The sequence below is a fragment of the Streptomyces sp. NPDC002776 genome (genome assembly GCF_053592195.1).
The window spans coordinates 1-16,653 of record NZ_JBSFVG010000032.1 but is presented as its reverse complement, the minus strand read 5'-3'; the positions used below and the strand labels follow the sequence as shown (position 1 = coordinate 16,653).

General features: G+C 68.2%; 14 protein-coding genes and 3 pseudogenes. 12 read left to right on the top strand and 5 right to left on the bottom strand.

Features of this window, described 5'->3' with window-relative positions:
• The first annotated feature begins 225 nt into the window (after window positions 1-225).
• From ACWD11_RS33795 to ACWD11_RS33760, 8 genes and pseudogenes are all read left to right on the top strand, one after another.
• Complete coding sequence (locus ACWD11_RS33795) at window positions 226-954, top strand: hypothetical protein (RefSeq protein WP_451287709.1); 729 nt, start codon at window positions 226-228, stop codon at window positions 952-954.
• 123 nt (window positions 955-1,077) lie between these two features.
• Window positions 1,078-1,461: a VOC family protein gene (locus ACWD11_RS33790; protein WP_451287707.1), complete on the top strand. Its 384-nt coding sequence runs from the start codon at window positions 1,078-1,080 to the stop codon at window positions 1,459-1,461.
• A gap of 817 nt (window positions 1,462-2,278) precedes the next feature.
• Window positions 2,279-3,232 (top strand): SGNH/GDSL hydrolase family protein, encoded by a 954-nt coding sequence (locus ACWD11_RS33785; protein WP_451287705.1) that lies wholly within the window; start codon window positions 2,279-2,281, stop codon window positions 3,230-3,232.
• 385 nt (window positions 3,233-3,617) lie between these two features.
• Window positions 3,618-3,776: pseudogene (locus ACWD11_RS33780) on the top strand (hypothetical protein); the annotation flags it as partial.
• Between the two features lie 21 nt (window positions 3,777-3,797).
• Entirely contained in the window at window positions 3,798-4,391 is a 594-nt protein-coding gene (locus ACWD11_RS33775) for a transposase (RefSeq protein ID WP_389421570.1), read from the top strand.
• A 72-nt stretch (window positions 4,392-4,463) separates the two neighbouring features.
• Window positions 4,464-4,637 carry a hypothetical protein gene (locus ACWD11_RS33770; RefSeq protein ID WP_451287703.1) on the top strand — a complete coding sequence of 58 codons (174 nt, stop codon included), beginning with the start codon at window positions 4,464-4,466 and terminating at the stop codon, window positions 4,635-4,637.
• An 87-nt stretch (window positions 4,638-4,724) separates the two neighbouring features.
• A complete protein-coding gene (locus tag ACWD11_RS33765) occupies window positions 4,725-5,099 on the top strand; it encodes a hypothetical protein (RefSeq protein ID WP_451287701.1) in 375 nt (124 codons plus the stop codon).
• A 449-nt stretch (window positions 5,100-5,548) separates the two neighbouring features.
• On the top strand, window positions 5,549-6,760 hold the full coding sequence (locus ACWD11_RS33760; protein ID WP_451287699.1) for an IS110 family transposase: 1,212 nt from the start codon (window positions 5,549-5,551) through the stop codon (window positions 6,758-6,760).
• A 175-nt stretch (window positions 6,761-6,935) separates the two neighbouring features.
• On the opposite strand, the gene ACWD11_RS33755 is transcribed toward ACWD11_RS33760, so the two are convergent.
• The 4 genes and pseudogenes from ACWD11_RS33755 to ACWD11_RS33740 form a co-directional block, all read right to left on the bottom strand.
• A complete protein-coding gene (locus ACWD11_RS33755; RefSeq protein ID WP_451287697.1) occupies window positions 6,936-8,270 on the bottom strand; it encodes an MFS transporter in 1,335 nt (444 codons plus the stop codon).
• A complete protein-coding gene (locus ACWD11_RS33750; protein WP_389421566.1) occupies window positions 8,267-8,932 on the bottom strand; it encodes an ArsR/SmtB family transcription factor in 666 nt (221 codons plus the stop codon). Before ACWD11_RS33750 ends, ACWD11_RS33755 begins: the two co-directional genes overlap by 4 nt.
• Before the next feature lie 447 nt (window positions 8,933-9,379).
• Window positions 9,380-9,708: pseudogene (locus ACWD11_RS33745) on the bottom strand (DUF6207 family protein).
• Window positions 9,626-10,612, bottom strand: a complete 987-nt coding sequence (locus ACWD11_RS33740) for a helix-turn-helix transcriptional regulator (RefSeq protein WP_451287694.1) — start codon at window positions 10,610-10,612, stop codon at window positions 9,626-9,628. Before ACWD11_RS33740 ends, ACWD11_RS33745 begins: the two are co-directional and overlap by 83 nt.
• A 215-nt stretch (window positions 10,613-10,827) precedes the next feature.
• On the opposite strand from ACWD11_RS33740, the gene ACWD11_RS33735 reads away from it, so the two are divergent.
• From ACWD11_RS33735 to ACWD11_RS33725, 3 genes are all read left to right on the top strand, one after another.
• Complete coding sequence (locus ACWD11_RS33735) at window positions 10,828-11,514, top strand: alpha/beta fold hydrolase (RefSeq protein WP_451287692.1); 687 nt, start codon at window positions 10,828-10,830, stop codon at window positions 11,512-11,514.
• A gap of 420 nt (window positions 11,515-11,934) precedes the next feature.
• The gene (locus ACWD11_RS33730; protein WP_451287690.1) at window positions 11,935-12,633 is read left to right on the top strand and encodes a hypothetical protein; all 699 of its coding nucleotides are present in this window, start codon (window positions 11,935-11,937) and stop codon (window positions 12,631-12,633) included.
• Between the two features lie 1,225 nt (window positions 12,634-13,858).
• Window positions 13,859-14,023 (top strand): hypothetical protein, encoded by a 165-nt coding sequence (locus tag ACWD11_RS33725; RefSeq protein WP_389421561.1) that lies wholly within the window; start codon window positions 13,859-13,861, stop codon window positions 14,021-14,023.
• A gap of 420 nt (window positions 14,024-14,443) precedes the next feature.
• Here the strand turns inward: ACWD11_RS33725 and ACWD11_RS33720 are convergent, their stop codons facing one another.
• Window positions 14,444-15,916: an FAD-dependent monooxygenase gene (locus ACWD11_RS33720; protein WP_451287688.1), complete on the bottom strand. Its 1,473-nt coding sequence runs from the start codon at window positions 15,914-15,916 to the stop codon at window positions 14,444-14,446.
• A gap of 106 nt (window positions 15,917-16,022) precedes the next feature.
• On the opposite strand from ACWD11_RS33720, the pseudogene ACWD11_RS33715 reads away from it, so the two are divergent.
• Window positions 16,023-16,289: pseudogene (locus tag ACWD11_RS33715) on the top strand (helix-turn-helix domain-containing protein); the annotation flags it as partial.
• Window positions 16,290-16,653 lie beyond the last annotated feature (364 nt).

The following is a 16,653-nucleotide window of genomic DNA, read 5'->3' as shown; positions in this document are numbered from 1 at the left end:
CGTGAAGTCACGAGCGCGATTTTGGCCGCCGCCGGCGACGGCCAACAGCTCGAGCAAGTGTCTGGGTGCAGCTCCCTTACAGGGATGGCATTTCGTCGGCCCTGACCTGGAACAAAGCAGGCGGCCGCAATGGCCCCCGGCATCTTCAACCGCCCTGTCGGCATGCGCCTGGCCACCGTCGGCCAGCCGCATCCCTGCTTACCGAGATGCTGACGAGGTGACGGAATGACAGACGGACTCCGCTGGGTGTACGAGGCCTACCCGTACGGCTACAGCCTCGGCTTCTGCGAGGCCCTCACGCCGGAGGAGGTACTCGAACGCCTCGGCGTCCAACGCGAGTCCGTCTTCCCGCTCACCGCCCGCGAGGCCCGGGAGATCGAGACCCGCAACGCGGCGGACGAGCCTAACGATCTCGACCACCTGGACGATCTGGATGTGGAGGCCGTGGAGGAACTGGGCTTCTTACGCCCTTCGACGAACGCCGTGATCAGGGCCGGCTCGACGGCAACCGAGGGCTGGTCCGTCGCGATCCAGGCGTCCGTATCGTACGTCTCCGCCGTGAGCTACCTCCCCAGGTCTCCCGGGGCACCCGCGTCGTCGCGGCGAGCCTGGACGCGAACGCCGTACAGCGGGTGGAGTACGCGGTGGACGGGCGTGTCCTGTCGTCCTTCGACCCACTCTTTCCGGCGTACGACGACGGTCAGCCGAGCCGTTGGCGCTCGGCTGACCGTCGTACGAGCGCATGAACCCGCCGCAAGCTCTGGAGCAGTTGGAGAGCCGGTTCGGACTGTGGGTGGCAAAGGACTCGGAGGAACGTCGGCTGTCGGCGGCGGGCCTGTCGACGACAGACCAATAATCCATTTCAGGCAGATGCCGTTTGGAGCAATAGCGGCTAACGCAATGAAGCCGATCAGCTCCGTGAGCATGCACGCCCCTCTGCGCAAGGTCTCCTGATCCTCATGCTCGGGCGGTCGATAGGGTCCAGAGGCCAGCCTTTGCAGAGGACCCGCGGCGGAGCATCCGGAGATAGGTGGCAGCATGCGTGGACGACCCAGTCATGAGCCCGGTACTCCTCGCATGTCGAGACACGACTGGTGGGGCGTCGTGCTTGAGTCGCCCGATCCGCGGGCGCTCGCCCACTTCTATTCGGATCTGCTGGGCTGGGAGATCACCAAGGAAGAGCCCGATGGGGCGGCTGTCGCACCCTCGGAGAGTGTGGGCTACATAGCCTTCCAGCTCTCGGACGGCTACGTCCCCCCAGTCTGGCCCGCTCAAGAGGACGCCCCGCGGATCACGATGCACCTGGACTTCGAAGTCGCCGAGCTGCAGGCCGCCGTAGTCCATGCGCTCGAACTCGGTGCGCGGGAGGCCGGATATCAGCCGCAGGACTACGTCAGGGTGATGCTCGACCCTGCTGGTCATCCCTTCTGCCTCTATACGGATGACGACAGCAACTGCTGACCTTTCCGTGCGTCGTCGGGGCTCACCTGGGTAGATCCCTCCGGTACGCCGTGCGCATGAGATATGGGCACGGCAGTGGTCTTGCTTTGCAGGGCCAGGCCGCGCGGGCTCGGGTGCGCTTGCTGGCCGCCGATGGCTTTGCGCCGGGTGAGAAGGACACGGTGATCGTGAAAGAAGTGCGGGTCAGCCTCCGGTCGGTTGGTCCTGACCACGGCTGGTCAGGGCAGGGTTGTCCCGAATGGGAGGGCGGGACGCGGCCAACGATCGGGCGCGCTCACCCGTGTTGCGCGCAGTCGGAGGCGCCGCGCAGTGCCGCCGTCAGTGCGGCGGTGACGACCGGTGGGGGATGTCAGCGGGGGAGAGGTCGGGACGGGCTGCTGGTATCAGGCACGTATTCCAACCACGCGGTATTCCGCTGCGGGAGACGGCAAGATCCTCATGCCGGGACCCCTGTGTGCGCGCCCGGGCGTGACATCTACAGCTGATCGGACGCATTTCGGCTCGGATGCGGTGCCGGTGCGCGGGATGTCGCCACCGGCCGGAGGTGTCGCACGCCGAGCAGCCGTCGTTTCCGTGGTCGCCCTGAGTCACCTCGTGGACGCGCTGCGCAGGATCTAGGCGCGTCACTGAGCCGGCGTCCGGCCCTGTAGGCGAACTGTCGCCAAGCAGACCAATTCGCTACTTCCGCTCTGGACGTGGGCGCCCGGAGCCGACACCGTGGTGCGCTCGTCGTCGCGCGGAGAGCTGGGAGGTTCAAGTGAACGAGGGACGAAGCCGGTTGAGAGGTGGCACCCTCGCCGCTACCGTGCTCGCTCTGGTGGTAGCCGCAGTATTCGGCTGGCGGATGATGGTCGACTCCGACCCCTCGGGCGCGGCCGCCGCACCCGCACCCCCCGCTACCCCCACGTCCGCCGGAAAAGCGGCCGAAGAGAGCCCCTACCCGGAACCAGAGTCGCAAGCGGAACCGGGGACCGACCCCTCGCAACCCGCAGATCCCGCCGACGACCCCGCCCACAAGCCCGTCCGTGCCCTCTACCTGGGCGACTCCATCGCCCTGGAAAACCACAAGATTCTCGCCAATCTCCTCGAGGACTCTGGCACCGCGACTCTGCACAGCGCCCCGCACTCCGGCACCACGCTCTGCGACTACATGGAGGACAAGACCGGGGACTCTCTCCTCGTCCCCCGCAACCACACGGCGGCAGCACTGGTGCGCGCGGAGCGGCCCCAGGTCGTGGTGCTCCAGTTCTGGGGCAACTCCTGGATCTACACGCCGTGCATGGGCAAGATACTCGCGCCCCAGCGTGCCTACTACGAGCGGTACGCCGCCGACGCCCGCGCCCTGACCGCTGAGATCGAGCGCGCGGCGGCCGACGTGGGCATCGAGCGTCCCAAGCTCGTCTGGGTACTCCAGGGCCCCGATCCGATGGCCCCGGACCGCATCCGGCGCGTCAACGAAATCTACAAGGCCCAGGCCGCCTCCACTGGCGACGTCACGGCCGACGCCGGCGCCGCGGTGTCGCGCGCGGGCGACCGTTACACCTGGGTGCAGCGGCTGCCCTGCAATGCGTACGAGCGCGCCCATCCCGAGTACTGCACCGAGGGCACGACCACCGAACTGCACCACGACAAGGACTACTTGCACTTCTGCTTGGAGCCGATGACCAAGGACCCCAAGCCATGTGTGAAACGGTCGCCGGGCGTGATGCGCTACTGCCAGGCGATCGCGGCGACGGTCGCACAGCACGCACGCGGGCATCACAGGCGATGAAACGGCCGCTGAACGCGCCGTCTACGCCCACGACCGTGACCACAGACCCGGTTCCGCCGCATTCAGCCGAGCCACCACCCGGCTGGTGAAACCGCGCACAGCTGGCTCCGCCAGGGCCGTCACACCGAACAGACACAGCGCCGCCTGCAAGCGCGACCGGATCCCTGTCCATCGCCGCCGACTGGCTAGCCCTGCCTGAGATTGCACGCTGGCGTGCTGTGCAAGGGCACCGAGCGGGCCGTGAAGAGGATGTGTGGGGCTTGTGGCGACGGCTGAGGGTGGGTTTCGGGACCTGACGCTGTATTTGTGTTTAGCCACCGTGCGCCGGTGACACTCCGTCACAGGTAGCGGCAGTCTCGGCGAGTGTGATGACCTCGTACGAACTGTGTCTCCGCACCTGGATGCGGTGCGGGCGGAAAGGGTGTGGTCGGCATGCGGCGTAGTCCGTATCGCTGCCCGTACCCGCGAGTTGACGGTGGCGTGTCCGGATTGCGGTCGGGAGTCGGCGCGGGTGCACAGCCGATATTCCCGCACGCTGGCCGGCGTCGCTCTTGGTGGCCGCCCAGTGCTGATCGGCCTGACGGTGAGGTGGTTGTTTTGCGACAGTCCGAGCTGTGGCCGGCGGACGTTTTCCGAGCAGGTGGAAGGGCTGACGGTGCGCTACCAGCGGCGCAGTCCCCTGCTTCAGCATCTGGTGGAGATGGCCGGGGTGCTGCTCGCCGGCCGTGGCGGAGCCCGGCTCCTGCATATCTTGAAGGCGCCGCTGTCACGGACGAGTGTGCTGTTCCAACTGATGCGTATACGGCTACCGTCGGTCGCAACACCGCGGGTGCTGGGCGTGGACGACTTCGCCCAGTACGCCGACGTCTACGGCACGCTGCTGGTGGATGCCGACACGCGGCTGCCGATTGAGTTGTGGGCCGGGCACGATGCCGGGCAGCTGGCCGCCTGGCTGCGCAGGTATCCCAGTGTCGAGGTGGTGTGCCGGGACGGCTCGCTCACCTACCGGCAGGGCATCACTGACGGCGCCCCGGACGCGGTGCAGGTCAGCGACCGTTTTCACCTCTGGCAGGGACTGTCGAAGAGGGTCTCGGACATCGCCGCAGCCCACCGCGGCTGCCTGTCCGCCGCAGTCCCTGAATCCGAACCGGTGGCGTAACCACCGTCGGCGGAACTGTCCGAGGCGGCCGATACTCCAGTCCGCCGCCACGCCAAGCGGCTGTTCGAGGCGGTGCGCGCGGTCTCCGACTCCGCCCGCTCGCTCAGCGCGATAGCCCGTGAGCTGGGCCCGAACCGGCGCACCGTGGCGAAGTACGCCCGCGCGGCTTCCTGGCAGGACTGCGTACGGCGCACTCCGCCGCGCCGGTCCACGAGCCTCGACCCGTATCTCGAGTACTTGCGTTAACGCTGGGAGGAGGGCCAGCACACCGCGACGGTCCTACACCAAGAGATCCTCGCCAAGGGCTACTGCGGCCACTACCAGAGAGTCAAGATGGCCATCGCGCCGCTACGCCGAGGGCTGCCGATTGACACGCCGCGCGAACGGCCGCCCTCGCCCCGCCAGGCCGCCCGCTGGATCACCACCGAGCCATCCCGGCGCGGCCTGCACGCCGACGAGTCACTCAAGCGGATCCTCGATCGCTGCCCGGAACTGGATCGCACCCACGACCCGGTGCGTCAGTTCGCCGCCATGCTTGACACCCGAGACGGTTCCGGGCTGACCGATTGGCTCGAACACCTCGCACCCTCTCGCCTCCCGGCCTTGGCCAGTCTGGCCAAGGCTCTCCGCGAGGACCAGCCCGCGGTCGTGCAGGGCATCACCACCCGTTCAACTCCGGCGTCAATTAAGGCCGCATCACCGATCTGAAGCTGCAGAAACGGATCATGGCAGGACGCGCGGGGGTCCCGCTCCTCCGCCACCGCGTCATCCTCATGGTCCTGCTCCGGCGACGCTACCCGTGACGGAGCGTCACCGGCGCACGGTGGCACACTCCCGCTTCACGGAAATCTTGCCAGGAAGGCGTATCGCTGCGCTGATCACCTCGAGTGCGGGCAAGTAGAGTTGGATGTCCCGGCGACACCGATGGCTCTGCGATGCCGGTGAGCTCGTTTGCCAGGATGGTGCGGGGGTCAGCCGAGGGGACCACGGTTTGTCGCCATGGCGGCATCTGCCGTCCGGGACCACGCGTGTCAGACTCCGAGTCTTCCCTTGACTCCTCCGGGACAGCCGTCGAGCGGGGTGGGCGCGGCTGTCGGGAGCGGGCGATGAATCGGCAGGAAGTGAAGGACGAGGTCATCCATCTGCGGTCCGCGGGAGTGGACCTGGGCAAGCGGTTCCTGCTGGCCTGCGTGCGCACGCCCAGCACGAAGCGGTCATGGATCTGGAGTCTGGAGACGGAGCGGTTCGGGACCACGCGGTCGGAAGTCCGCCGGCTGTTGACCTGGCTGGCGGAGCGTGAAGTAGAGGTGGTGGTCATGGAGGCCACCGCCGACTACTGGCGCAGTGTCTACTACGTTCTGCAGCCCCATCTCAACCTGATGCTGGTCAACCCCGCGCACCTTAAGGGTATTCGGGGCCGCAAGGGCGACCCCAGCGACGCGGCCTTCCTCGCCCGGGCCGGCGCGTCCGGGATGGTGATGGCCTCGTTCGTCCCCGAGCGTGCGGTCCGGGAACTGCGGGATCTGACCCGCAGGCGTACCGAGCTCGTGCGGGCCGCGGGCTGGGAGGTTCAGCGGCTGGAGAAGGAACTGGAGGACACCGGTATGAAACTCACCTCGGTGCTGACCGACGTCACAGGTGTGAGTGGCCGAGCAATCCTGGAGGCCCTCGTCGCTGGGGAACGTGACCCCGGTCAGCTGGCGGGCCTCGCCGTCGGCAAGGCCCGAGCGAAGATCCCAGCCCTCGTTGAGGCTCTGGACGGCGACTTCACCGACCACCATGCCTTCATGGTCCGCCACTACCTCGACGAGATCGACCGCTTCAAGAGCGCCGTCAGCGTGTTCGACGCCCGGATCGCCGGCCTTCTGGCCGAGCGGGAGCACGAGCTGGACCTTCTCGACTCGATCCCGGGAATCGGCCGGATGGCAGCAGAGATCATCCTGGCCGAGACCGGAGGGGACATGAACCAGTTCCCGACCGCCGGACACCTCGCGTCGTGGATCGGTGTCTGTCCTGGGCAGAACGAGTCCGCGGGAGTGAGCAAGTCGGGCACGACCCGACCAGGCAACAGCAACCTTAAACGGCTGCTCGGCGTCGCTGCCATGGCCGCGATCAGGAACAAGGACGCCTACCTCGCCGCCTACTTCCGGCGCATTTCCGCACGCCGGGGAGGCAAACGCGCCGTGGTCGCGGTCATGCACAAACTCGCCATCGCGATCTGGCACGTCCTGCACGACGATGTCCCCTACCGTGATCTTGGCACCGACTACTTCACCAAGCGTGACCCCGAACGTGCCATGCGCCGCATGATCAAGGAAGAGAACAGCCTCGGAATGACCGTCCGCTTCGAACCCATCACAACGTCCTGACCTCGCAGTCGCTTGCATCTTTCGTGTCAGGGCCACATTCGCGTGTACGCCGTCACTTCACCGCTTGGTCCAAGGTTGCTCAGGGCTCTTCCGGGCGGAGAACATCTCGGCGGGGAACGCAGGTTTCTCGGAGGCGCAGCCGAAGATCGATGTCGTACACCCTCCCTCCGGGAGGTCATGTCGCTATATTCGCCTCTTGTGAGGTGTCCTCCTTGGATCGCGGCTTCAGGACTCCCCGCCCACGCGTACGGTCTATCTCCCGCCATTCCGGCCGCAGTCCGGCCAGATTCGTGGTGAGGAAGTACGCGGCGGCACAGGCGAGCAGCACCGGCACGAGTCCGACAGCGGTCACCGCCGCCCCGGTGAGCAGCCCGCCGAGAGGGATACCGGCCCAGGCCAGCGAGTCACCGAGGGCGTTGACCCGGCCCAGCATCCGGCGCGGTACCCGCTCGACGAGGACGGCTCCCAGCACTGGGTTGACGAAGCCGGCACCGAACCCACTGACCACGAAGACGGCCAGTACTGCTCCCAGCGGGGCATCGAAGGTGAGGATCAGGAACCTCGGTGCCCCGAGCAGCAGGAACCCGGTGAGAACCACCACTCGCCGCCGCAGCCGGTGCGCGACCACCGCGGCGATGAGGCTCCCGCCGACCGCCGCGGCTCCCATGACGCTGCCCATCAGGCCGATCGAGGTCGGCCCGTTGCCGGACTCCCTGGCCCAGACGGGTATGAGCACCGAGGTGATCGCCGCGTCCAGCAGGTTGGTGATGCCGACCATGACGATGACGGTGAGCAGCAGTGGCTCGCCGCGCAGGAAGGTGAAGCCTTCGCCGAGCCGCTGCCAGTAGCCCGGTCCCGTCTCCCCGGCCGGCAAGGGGGCTTCCACGCCTGCGTGCCCCATGCCGCGAGGCAGCGCGAGTTTGATGATCACCGATCCAAGGGCGAAGCAGCCCGCGTTGACGGCCAGCCCCGTCAGGGGACCGAGCACCGCCACTAGGGATCCGCCGGCCGCAAGGCCGACGGTGGAGGCGAGCCGCTCGGTCACACCGGCCAGACCGGTGGCCCGCTCCAGCGGCACCAGGCCGCGCTCGGCCGCTTCCGGGACCATCACCTCCTTGGCCAGGTCGCCGGGTCCCCGGGTCGCGCCGATCAGCGCGACCAGGACCAGCAGAAGGGGAAAGGGCAGCAGGTCCAGGGCGTGGAGCAGGGGAACCGCGGCGGCGGCGGTCGCGCTGGCCAGATCGGTGGTCCAGGAAACGGCCCGCGGGCCGATCCGGTCCACCAGCGGTCCGGTGAACGCCTTGACCACCACGTAGGGAGTCATCTCGCAGAAGGCGACCAGTCCGGTCTGGGTGGCGCTGCCGGTTGTGACGAGGACGAACCAGGGCAGTGCCACAACGGAGATCCGCGTGCCGGTCAGAGATACGGCCATGGCCGCCAGTACCCCGCCCAGCGGGCGTAAGGACCTCTTGCCGGGTATGCCGCTGGCCTCCGGGGCGTCGCCGGTCATGACGTCGGGCTTCCTTCCTCTTCCTGAGGGCCGGAAGGGAGCGGCGACGCGGCAGGCGCATCCAGTTCGGGCAGGATCTGCGTGATCACGGCGACCCGTTCGGCGCGCTCTGGGGCACTTGCGGCCGTCTCCGGCGTGTCGCGTCGGTAGCGCGCGATGACTTCCGTCAACTCCCGGTACAGGGCCACGGCTTCCTCGGGCGTGAGCCGCAAGGCCCAGTCGCTCATGTCGAAGGTGTTCCGCCATGCGCGTGGCATCGTCTGAAGCCCGTTCAGGGTCTGCTGCGTGCGCAGGGTGTAGATGGCGGCGACGGATTGCTGGTAGGCCAGTGTGGCCTCGGGCTCCCGCTCGGCCAGCTCCGGATCGTTGAAGCAGGTCGTCCGGTGCACCGAACGCCACCAGCGTTCTCGCGCGTTGCCGCGTTCGGTGTCCTCCTCGACGAAACCAGCCGCGCCGAGCTGCCGGAGGTGGTAGCTGGCCGTCCCGGAATTCACGCCCAGCCGCTGCGCGAGGCGGGTGGCGGTCGACGGGCCGTACTTCCGCAGCAGCCCGACCAACTGCACGCGCACCGGATGCGCGAGGGCTCGCAGCCCCTTGGCATCCAGGACAACCGCGTCCTCTTCAACGTTCGGGCCAGCCGGCCTCTCCACTGCATCAGCCATGCGGCACACAGTAGTCTGCAAAGAGTTCTTCGCAAAGAAGTCTTCGCGAAGAGATCTTTGCAGTTCTCACTCGCCGTCGAGACACCACCGCCCCTTTGCCGACCTGTTGATGAGCAAGATCGCTCAGGAAGGGCTCGCGCCCGGATCGGTTGCGCCCTCAGGAGGGGAAGGTGCGGCTGATGCCCCGCAACCCCGCCTACAAGCCGATCCCCGATGACCAGGCTCAGATCCTCGGCAAGGTCGTCGGCGTCCTGCGCGTGCTCTGAGGCGCCGGAAAACCCTTGGAGCTCCACTTCCCCGTCACGTACCGGCGCATCTTCGTCCGACGCCTACAGTTCCAGGAGGACGTACGGACGATCCTTCAGCGCGCCAGGACCGGGTGACGGGTGACGGGTGTGGTGAGGGTGAGTGGAGCGGGCCTCCAGAGGTGGCGGACCACTCCTCACTTCAGGGCGGAGCGCCCGAGCGCGTCGTACTCGGCGGGCTGGGGAGTGGTTGCCGAAGACGGGCGTACAAGCGGAGACCTACGCCCGTTTGCCCCGGGTCACGTGTCGTGCGCTTGGCTGGCGCGGCCCCCACTCGCGGGCGACGGCGTCCTGGAAGGCAAACACGGTCGGGTCGTCGGCGCCCGCGACATCGATGACGAGCAAGGCGGCTTGGCTACGTGCGTTTCTCGGATCGGTTCCTCGTCCTTCAAGGATCCAGCCCGCCGTAATCAGGTGAAGAAGGGGCCACGGCGGTGGTGAAACGCGCTGCGAGTGCCACGACCGCGGCACGCAGTTCGTCTCCGCCCTCGACGCGGAAGGCGAACGGCAGACTCGCCAGCCATTCCTGCGCGTACATGGTCGGGTTGCGGGTGCTGCCGATGAGAACGCATCCGTCCCCCAAGGGTTCAAGGCGTCCCATGGGCGGTCGGACCCGGGGGGCCACCTCGGTCAGGGGGAGGTCGAACACGACGCGGGTGGAGAACTCCCATCCCAGGCCCAGGTTTTCCTCCAGTACCGCCACCGGGTCGAGGCCTGCGGGTGGTTCGAAGTCGTGCTCGGTCCGCCGGACCGCGCGGATCCGGTCGACCCGGTAGGTGCGGATTGCGTTTGCGCGGTGGGAGTGGCACAGCAGGTACCAGCGCCCGTAGCGGACGACGAGAGACCAGGGGTCTACCTGCGCCTCCCACTCATTGCCGACCTCGCTGCGGTACGTGACCACCACGCGGCGGCGGGCCGCGACGGCACCCACGAGTTCGCTGGTGACGGCCGGATCCGGGCGGGCGGAGCACGGGTCCGGTGCGGCCGAGGCGTACTCCCGCAGCATGGCCGCTTGGTGGCCGACGCTTTCCGGTAGCGCCTTGACGACCTTGCCCAGGGCGGTGCCGACCAGGTCTTCGGCGCCGGCCTCGCTCGGCTGGCCGCTGAGTACGGCCATCACCAGGCCGAGGGCCTCGGCCTGCGTGAAATGCACAGGGGGCAGCCTCGTCCCGCGCCCCAGCCGGTATCCGCCGTGCGGTCCCCGGGCCGACTGCACGGGGACGCCGGCCTCTCGGAGTATCCCGACGTATCGGCGCGCGGCTCGCTCCGTGACGCCCAGCCGTAGGGCAAGTTCACCGGCCGTGGTACCGGGGCGGGTCTGGAGGATCTCCAGGGCGCGCAGTGCTCGCGCGGTGGGGCTGAGATCGTTCGGCACGACAGCAGGCTAATCGGCTGCTCTGAGCTCCAGGGGCGAAGGGCTCCGCGGGATGTGCCGGCCCGGTGGGGCGAGGGTGGCCGGGACGGGTTCCAGAGGTGACTGTCACCGACCTTTACCCAGGGCGCTTGGGCGGTCGCCAGACAAACCGGCAGGGGATTGTCCGGAACTCCTTCTACGGTGGCTTCCGTGAAGCAGAAGAAGGGGAACTGACCATGAACATCCTGCTCATCGGCGGTCTGTGGCTGAATAGGTCGGTATGGGACCGCGTCGTCTGCGCGCTGGAGGCGCTGGGCCATCGCCCGGTGCCGCTTACTCTCCCGGGCCAGGGGGACGGCTCCGTATCCGCCACGCTCGAGGACCAGGTGGAGGCGGTGCTCGCTGCTGTGGACGCGGCGCCCGGCAAGCCCATGGTGGTGGGGCATTCCGCCGCCTGCACGCTGGCTTGGCTGGCCGCCGACCGGCGGCCGGGGCGGCTGGCCAAGGTTTGCCTCATCGGCGGCTTCCCGTCCACCAACGGCCAGCTGTACGCCGATTTCTTTAAGGTGCGGGGCGGCGTCATGCCTTTCCCGGGGTGGGGCCCGTTCGAAGGGCCGGACGCCGCCGACCTCGACGACGAGGCCAGGCGAGAGCTGGCGGCTGCTGCGATCCCCGTGCCCCAGGGCGTGGCCAAGGGCGTGGTGCGTCTGGCAGACGACCGGCGGTTCGACGTCCCGGTCGTGGTCGTGTGCCCGGAGTTCACGTCCGCGCAGGCTCAGGAGTGGATCAACGCTGGGGACGTTCCGGAACTCGCCCGAGCCCAGCACGTCGACTTTGCGGATATTGACTCGGGCCACTGGCCCATGGTCACCAAGCCTGCCGAGCTGGCCCGGATCCTGGGTGCAGCCGCCGACGCGGCCTGACGGGGGTGACTGCTGGGCAACCGATTCAGGTGTGGCCAACAGAGAACGGCGACCAACTCCGAGCCGAGTACGGCCCCAAGTCGCTGTGTTCGTGAACTGTGGGCCTACGCCGGTGACGGGGTGGGCCCACAGCCTTACCCGCCGGGCACTGGCCCGGCCTGCTTCCCGGACTACGCCACGGGCGAGGTCATGCGGAGCACGACGATCCCCGGCCCGCTCCGACACCGGACCTACGCGGAACTGGTCGGCGGGCCGCTGGACGGCCTGCTGCTGGACATCCATGGGTGGCGGAGCGGGTGGTGATGCCGGAGGGCAGTGTTCCATGGAGCATTGGAACTCCCGGGACTGACGCGGGGCGAATACCCCGCTCCATATGGCCGACCCCCTGTACCCCCTGGCCCCGACGAAGACCTTCCCGAATTGGGGACCTACAACGCCATCGGCATGATGCTGCTGCATAACTCCCGTGCCGATGGGAGCGGAGGGTTCCTCGCCACCTGCTGGTTCATGGTCATCCTGCCGGTCGTCCCGCTCAGTCGGTACTACGTGCGGCAAACCGGGTACAGCGATCAGAGCGGACTCTTCTCCACCAGGACGACCACCAGCTACGACATCGTCGGCAGGTCCCGGGTCCGCTGGATCGAGGTCGTCCGGACCTACCTGGTCTGGTGGATCGTCATGCCGGCCGCCTTCGTCGGGCCTATCGTCGTCGCCGTGGGCCAGGAGGACGAGAACGCCGGACTCTACGGAATGTTCGTCTCCGTCGGGCTCGTTTTCCTGCTGCTCACCTTGGTCTTCTTCTACGGGAAGTACTGGAGACCCGTCCGCGAAGTCCGCTGGGCCGAAGCCGAAGCCGAAACGGGCGGGAGGGACGGCCGAAGCCGGCAGGGGCTCGCCTCGATGCTGCAGATCGCCGTTCTCATGGGGCTGCTCGGCTTCTTCGTGGGGGTCGGGATCCTCTTCACCGCGATGGCCATGGGCGAGCTCCCGACACTCCTCGACCCCGAGCCGAACCCGTACGCCAATACGCTGCTCCACCCTGCGACCCTGCTGGCCGGACTGCCCGCGCTGACGGGCATGGTCACTCTCGCCGTACTCACGAGTCGCCGCCGGCGCTGAGTTTGGGGCGGGCCCACCTGCCCGCCCCAAACTCACCTGTTTCTCCACGCCAGCGCTGATCAGCGCCTGCACAGTGCCGCACGGCCGGGAGGATCCTGTGCGACTTCCGGTCCCTGGGGCTCCCCGAGCCCGGGGAACCCGCCGCCGGGGCTCCCGCCGACGTTCACCATCCGGCGGGGGATCGACGTCCCGGCTGGAGGTGTCCGTGACGGCCAGAACCGAGACCTGCCCCCAGGGGTGCTACGACAACTCTACGACGCGCTGCCGAGCTTGGGAGGCCTCGACAGCCACCTGCCGGCCGCCGTCGAGGTCCTCATGCACACCGGCCGCAGACCCAACGAGACCATCCGCCTCGGCCACGACTGCCTCGCCACCGACGACGACAGCAAGTTCGTCCTCCTCTTCACCGACGCAAGAACAATCGCGAAGATCAGCGGCTCCCGATCACCAACACCACCGCCGCCATCCTGCGCTAGCAGCAACGCCTCGTCCGCAACCGCTACCCCGAAACCTCCACCCCCGCGCTGAAGCTGCGGCACGCAACCGCACCCCCGAGGGCACCCGCAGCATGACCGAGGCCGGCATCGGCACCGCCCACCGTAAGGGGGTCAACCAACTCCCGCCGCTGTTGCTGCACGACGGCAGCGAGTTCGACAAGGCCGCGGGGTGCTCTACGCCTACCACCACAGCTACGCGCAACGTCACGCCGACGCCGGCACCCCGCCCGACGTCCTGCGCGACTTCTCTCCCACGAGCACATCGCCACCACCCAGACCTACTACCGCGTCACTGAGAAACGCCTCCGCACCGCCAGCGACAAGGTCGTGACCTGCCAGTTCGACCGCCACGGCAACCGCGTCTGGCCCGCCGCGAAGGCCCTGTTCGACCACGAGCACGCCCGAGTGCGCGTCGGCAGCATCGCCGTCCCCTTCGGGACCTGCAGCGAACCCTCCTCACTGAACGCACCGAAGAACTGGAGGCTGCCCGCGCAGCCAGCCGTGAGCTCAGGACAGCTCAACCGGCAGAACCCCTCGTGACCGACACCTGTCGCTGACGACACGCAGCCCGAAAACCCGAGCTCACCTCGACGTTCCTCAACGTGGTCCAGAAGCACCCCGAGGAAACAGTCCGTGTTCCACCTGCACGGCCACCTCGTTACCCGCACCGCCGGCGACGGTCTCGCCCTCCCCTGGACCCACCCCACCCGCGGACAGGAGCCCGCCCGATGAAGCGACTCTTTTGCCGCTGCGGCCACGCGCCCGGCGCCCTCAGCCCCGAGGACCAGGCCGCCGTCGACCAGTTCCGCGCACTGCTCGCCGCCCTGGGTGACTTGCAGCCCTGGACCCCGGCCAATGCCAGGACCTCGCCGTCCGGGTCGGCCCGTTCGTAGAGCGTGCTCGCCCGCGCCCGGATGACGACCACGGACCCGACATCATCGCCGTCGCCCTGCAACACCCCAGTGGCTCGTACACGCCCTACGGCGAGCGGTACCGGAAACCGGGCTGGCTGCGCTGCGAGACGACCACGATCCTCGGTGCGTGGAATCCGGCCTACGCGCCGCTCACCCACGCCGCAGCCGGCCTGGACCTCCCCGACGATGTCGTTCGTAGTCGCTCGGTGTTGCGCCGACCGCATCGAGACCGACCTGCCTTCCGCCTCCCGCTTCACCTATAAGCGCCGTCCTGAGTACCACTCGACGCGATCAGTCACCTGCTGCACGCGGGCGCTTCCTGGCGTCCACGGACAGCAGCCGGCGCAGGACCAGCATCACATCAGCCCTCTGCCCACGGGAGACACCTCTCCAGCGTGATCAGCAGTGCTGACCGAACCAAGTGTGCAGGAGGACCGCGAGATCCTCGCTCGCGGACGTCCAGGCGATGTAGCCGTCGGGGCGGACGAGCAGGGCGTCCCGGGACAGGGGACGCTGTCCGTGCACCTGGACCGTCCGGAGCAGGTGGGCCCAGCCCTGTGCCACCGACGCATGGTGCTGCCCCGACTCGGCGTGGTACAGCATCAGCGGGCGCCCCGCACGCAGCAGCTCCGTGACGTCCTCGACGCCGTGGTCCGTCTTGAAGAGCTGGTTGGGCAGGAACCGGCCGGTCCACGCGCAGGCGCTGTCCCGGCCGGCGGAGCAAACGGTCTCCTGCGCGCTCAGGGCACCACCGATGAGCGCGTTGACCTCGTCGAAGGGCAGGATGCGCGCGAACAGTTCGCGCAGGGGGTCGAGTTCGGGCGCGGGGCGCATCAGGGCCAGCTGCGCACGGGTGTTGCGCACGACCTGTTCGACGACGGGGCGGCGCTCAAGGTCGTAGGTGTCGAGCAGCTGGTCGCCCGCGCCCGTGCGCACCGCATACGCGAGCTTCCAGGCGAGGTTGAAACCGTCGGCGATCCCCGTGCTCAGGCCCTGACCTCCGATGGGGAAGTGGATGTGCGCGGCGTCTCCGGCCAGGAAGACGCGACCGAGGCGGAAGTCGCGCGCGACCTGGGTGTAATCGCTGAATCTGCTCAGGAACAGGGCCTCGGTCATCGGCACGTCGCGTCCGAGGATACGGCGGACCTCGGTCCGTAGCTCGTCGAGTGTGGGCCGGGCGCGCCAGTCGGCGGGCTCATCGAAGTTCAGTGTGCGGATCACCCCGGTTCCGTCGGACTCGGTCCGGCACACCATCCAACCGCGGGGGGTGCGTTGCCAGCCACGCGGCGCGGTGTCCGGGGCCGCGAACCGGACCTGCCCCATCAGCGCGGAGACGGTTGCCGCGCTGGTGTCCGTAGCGAAGCCCGCCTGCTCGCGCACCCGGCTGGCGCTACCGTCGGCTCCCACCAGGTAGAGCGCCGAGAAAGACTGGGTGCCGTGCGGTGTGTTGGCCACAACCCGCACCCCGTCTGGGTCGTGTGAGACCCGCGTGACCTCGTGGGAGCGCAGCACCGTGACTCCGTGCGCCAACGCGCGCTGTTCAAGCGCATGTTCAAGTTCCGCCTGCGCGAGTTTGAGGATGGGGGTCGGCTCGCCCTCGGGGGCGGCGATCCGCAGGCCCTGTATCCCGGCGAAGTGGAACGGCTGCGGAGCCGCGTCCGCCACGCCCGTCACCGCGTCCAGATAGCCGCGCCTGGCCAGACTCTGCACGGCGCGGGCGTGCAGGGTATTGGCCTTCGGGCGGTCCGAGACCGCCGCCCGAGTCTCCAGGACGAGCACCTTCGTGCCCAGCAGCCCGAGTTCGGTGGCGACGAGCATCCCGACGGGGCCGCCGCCCACCACGACCACCTCGGCGTCAACAACCTGCGGCATGCCACCCCCCGATCGGTGCGTCACATGCTACTGACTTCGGCTCGTCAGGGTGAGCTTTCTTGAAGTCCCTGCTGGGCCTGGGGGTAGTGGCTGTATTCCATGGTGTGTGAGGTACGCGGATGGGGGCGGGCTGACCCCTCCGGGACGTCAGCGCCGGGAGATGGTGCGGATGCAGGCGGCCGAGCTGTTCGAGCAGAAGATCAAGCCGCCCGAGGTGGCACGGCGCCTGCGGGTGCGTCCGAAGTCGGCGTACCAGTGGCATCAGTTGTGGCTGGACGGTGGCGTGCAGGCGCTGGCCTCCTGTGGCCCGAGTGGATCGCGATGCCGGCTGTCCCCGCGCTGTCTGGGGAAGCTGGCCGCATACCGCGATGAGCACCGGTGAGGACGTTGTCGTCCCTCTGCGCCGCGCAACCTGAACCGCTCCAGGAACCAGACGTGTGCGTGAGGTCAATGAGCACCGATCCCAGGATCGGTGCTCATTGACCTCACATACATGAGCTTCCCGTCTTCAAGCCCGGATGAAGTCGCTGGGCCCCCGACTCAGCCTGCCTCCGACGGTGTCGACCGCTTTGCCTGACGAAGGTGGTCTCGCAGCGGTGCGCACAGCTGGGGCAGTGGAATGCGAGCGCCCAGAGCATTGAGGGGCGTTGACCCCTGATGTTGAACACACGAGACACTGGATCCTGAGGATCTGAGAACGGACATCTCGTGGTCATGAAGAACTACCCGCCGGAGTT

Bases quoted from the DNA above. Each gene is read 5' to 3' on its own strand.
- ACWD11_RS33725 (WP_389421561.1), top strand. From the start codon at position 13,859: ATGAAGCGACTCTTTTGCCGCTGCGGCCACGCGCCCGGCGCCCTCAGC.
- ACWD11_RS33790 (WP_451287707.1), top strand. From the start codon at position 1,078: ATGTCGAGACACGACTGGTGGGGCGTCGTGCTTGAGTCGCCCGATCCG.
- ACWD11_RS33795 (WP_451287709.1), top strand. From the start codon at position 226: ATGACAGACGGACTCCGCTGGGTGTACGAGGCCTACCCGTACGGCTAC.
- ACWD11_RS33755 (WP_451287697.1), bottom strand. From the start codon at position 8,270: ATGACCGGCGACGCCCCGGAGGCCAGCGGCATACCCGGCAAGAGGTCC.
- ACWD11_RS33720 (WP_451287688.1), bottom strand. From the start codon at position 15,916: ATGCCGCAGGTTGTTGACGCCGAGGTGGTCGTGGTGGGCGGCGGCCCC.
- ACWD11_RS33735 (WP_451287692.1), top strand. From the start codon at position 10,828: ATGAACATCCTGCTCATCGGCGGTCTGTGGCTGAATAGGTCGGTATGG.
- ACWD11_RS33750 (WP_389421566.1), bottom strand. From the start codon at position 8,932: ATGGCTGATGCAGTGGAGAGGCCGGCTGGCCCGAACGTTGAAGAGGAC.
- ACWD11_RS33765 (WP_451287701.1), top strand. From the start codon at position 4,725: ATGGCCATCGCGCCGCTACGCCGAGGGCTGCCGATTGACACGCCGCGC.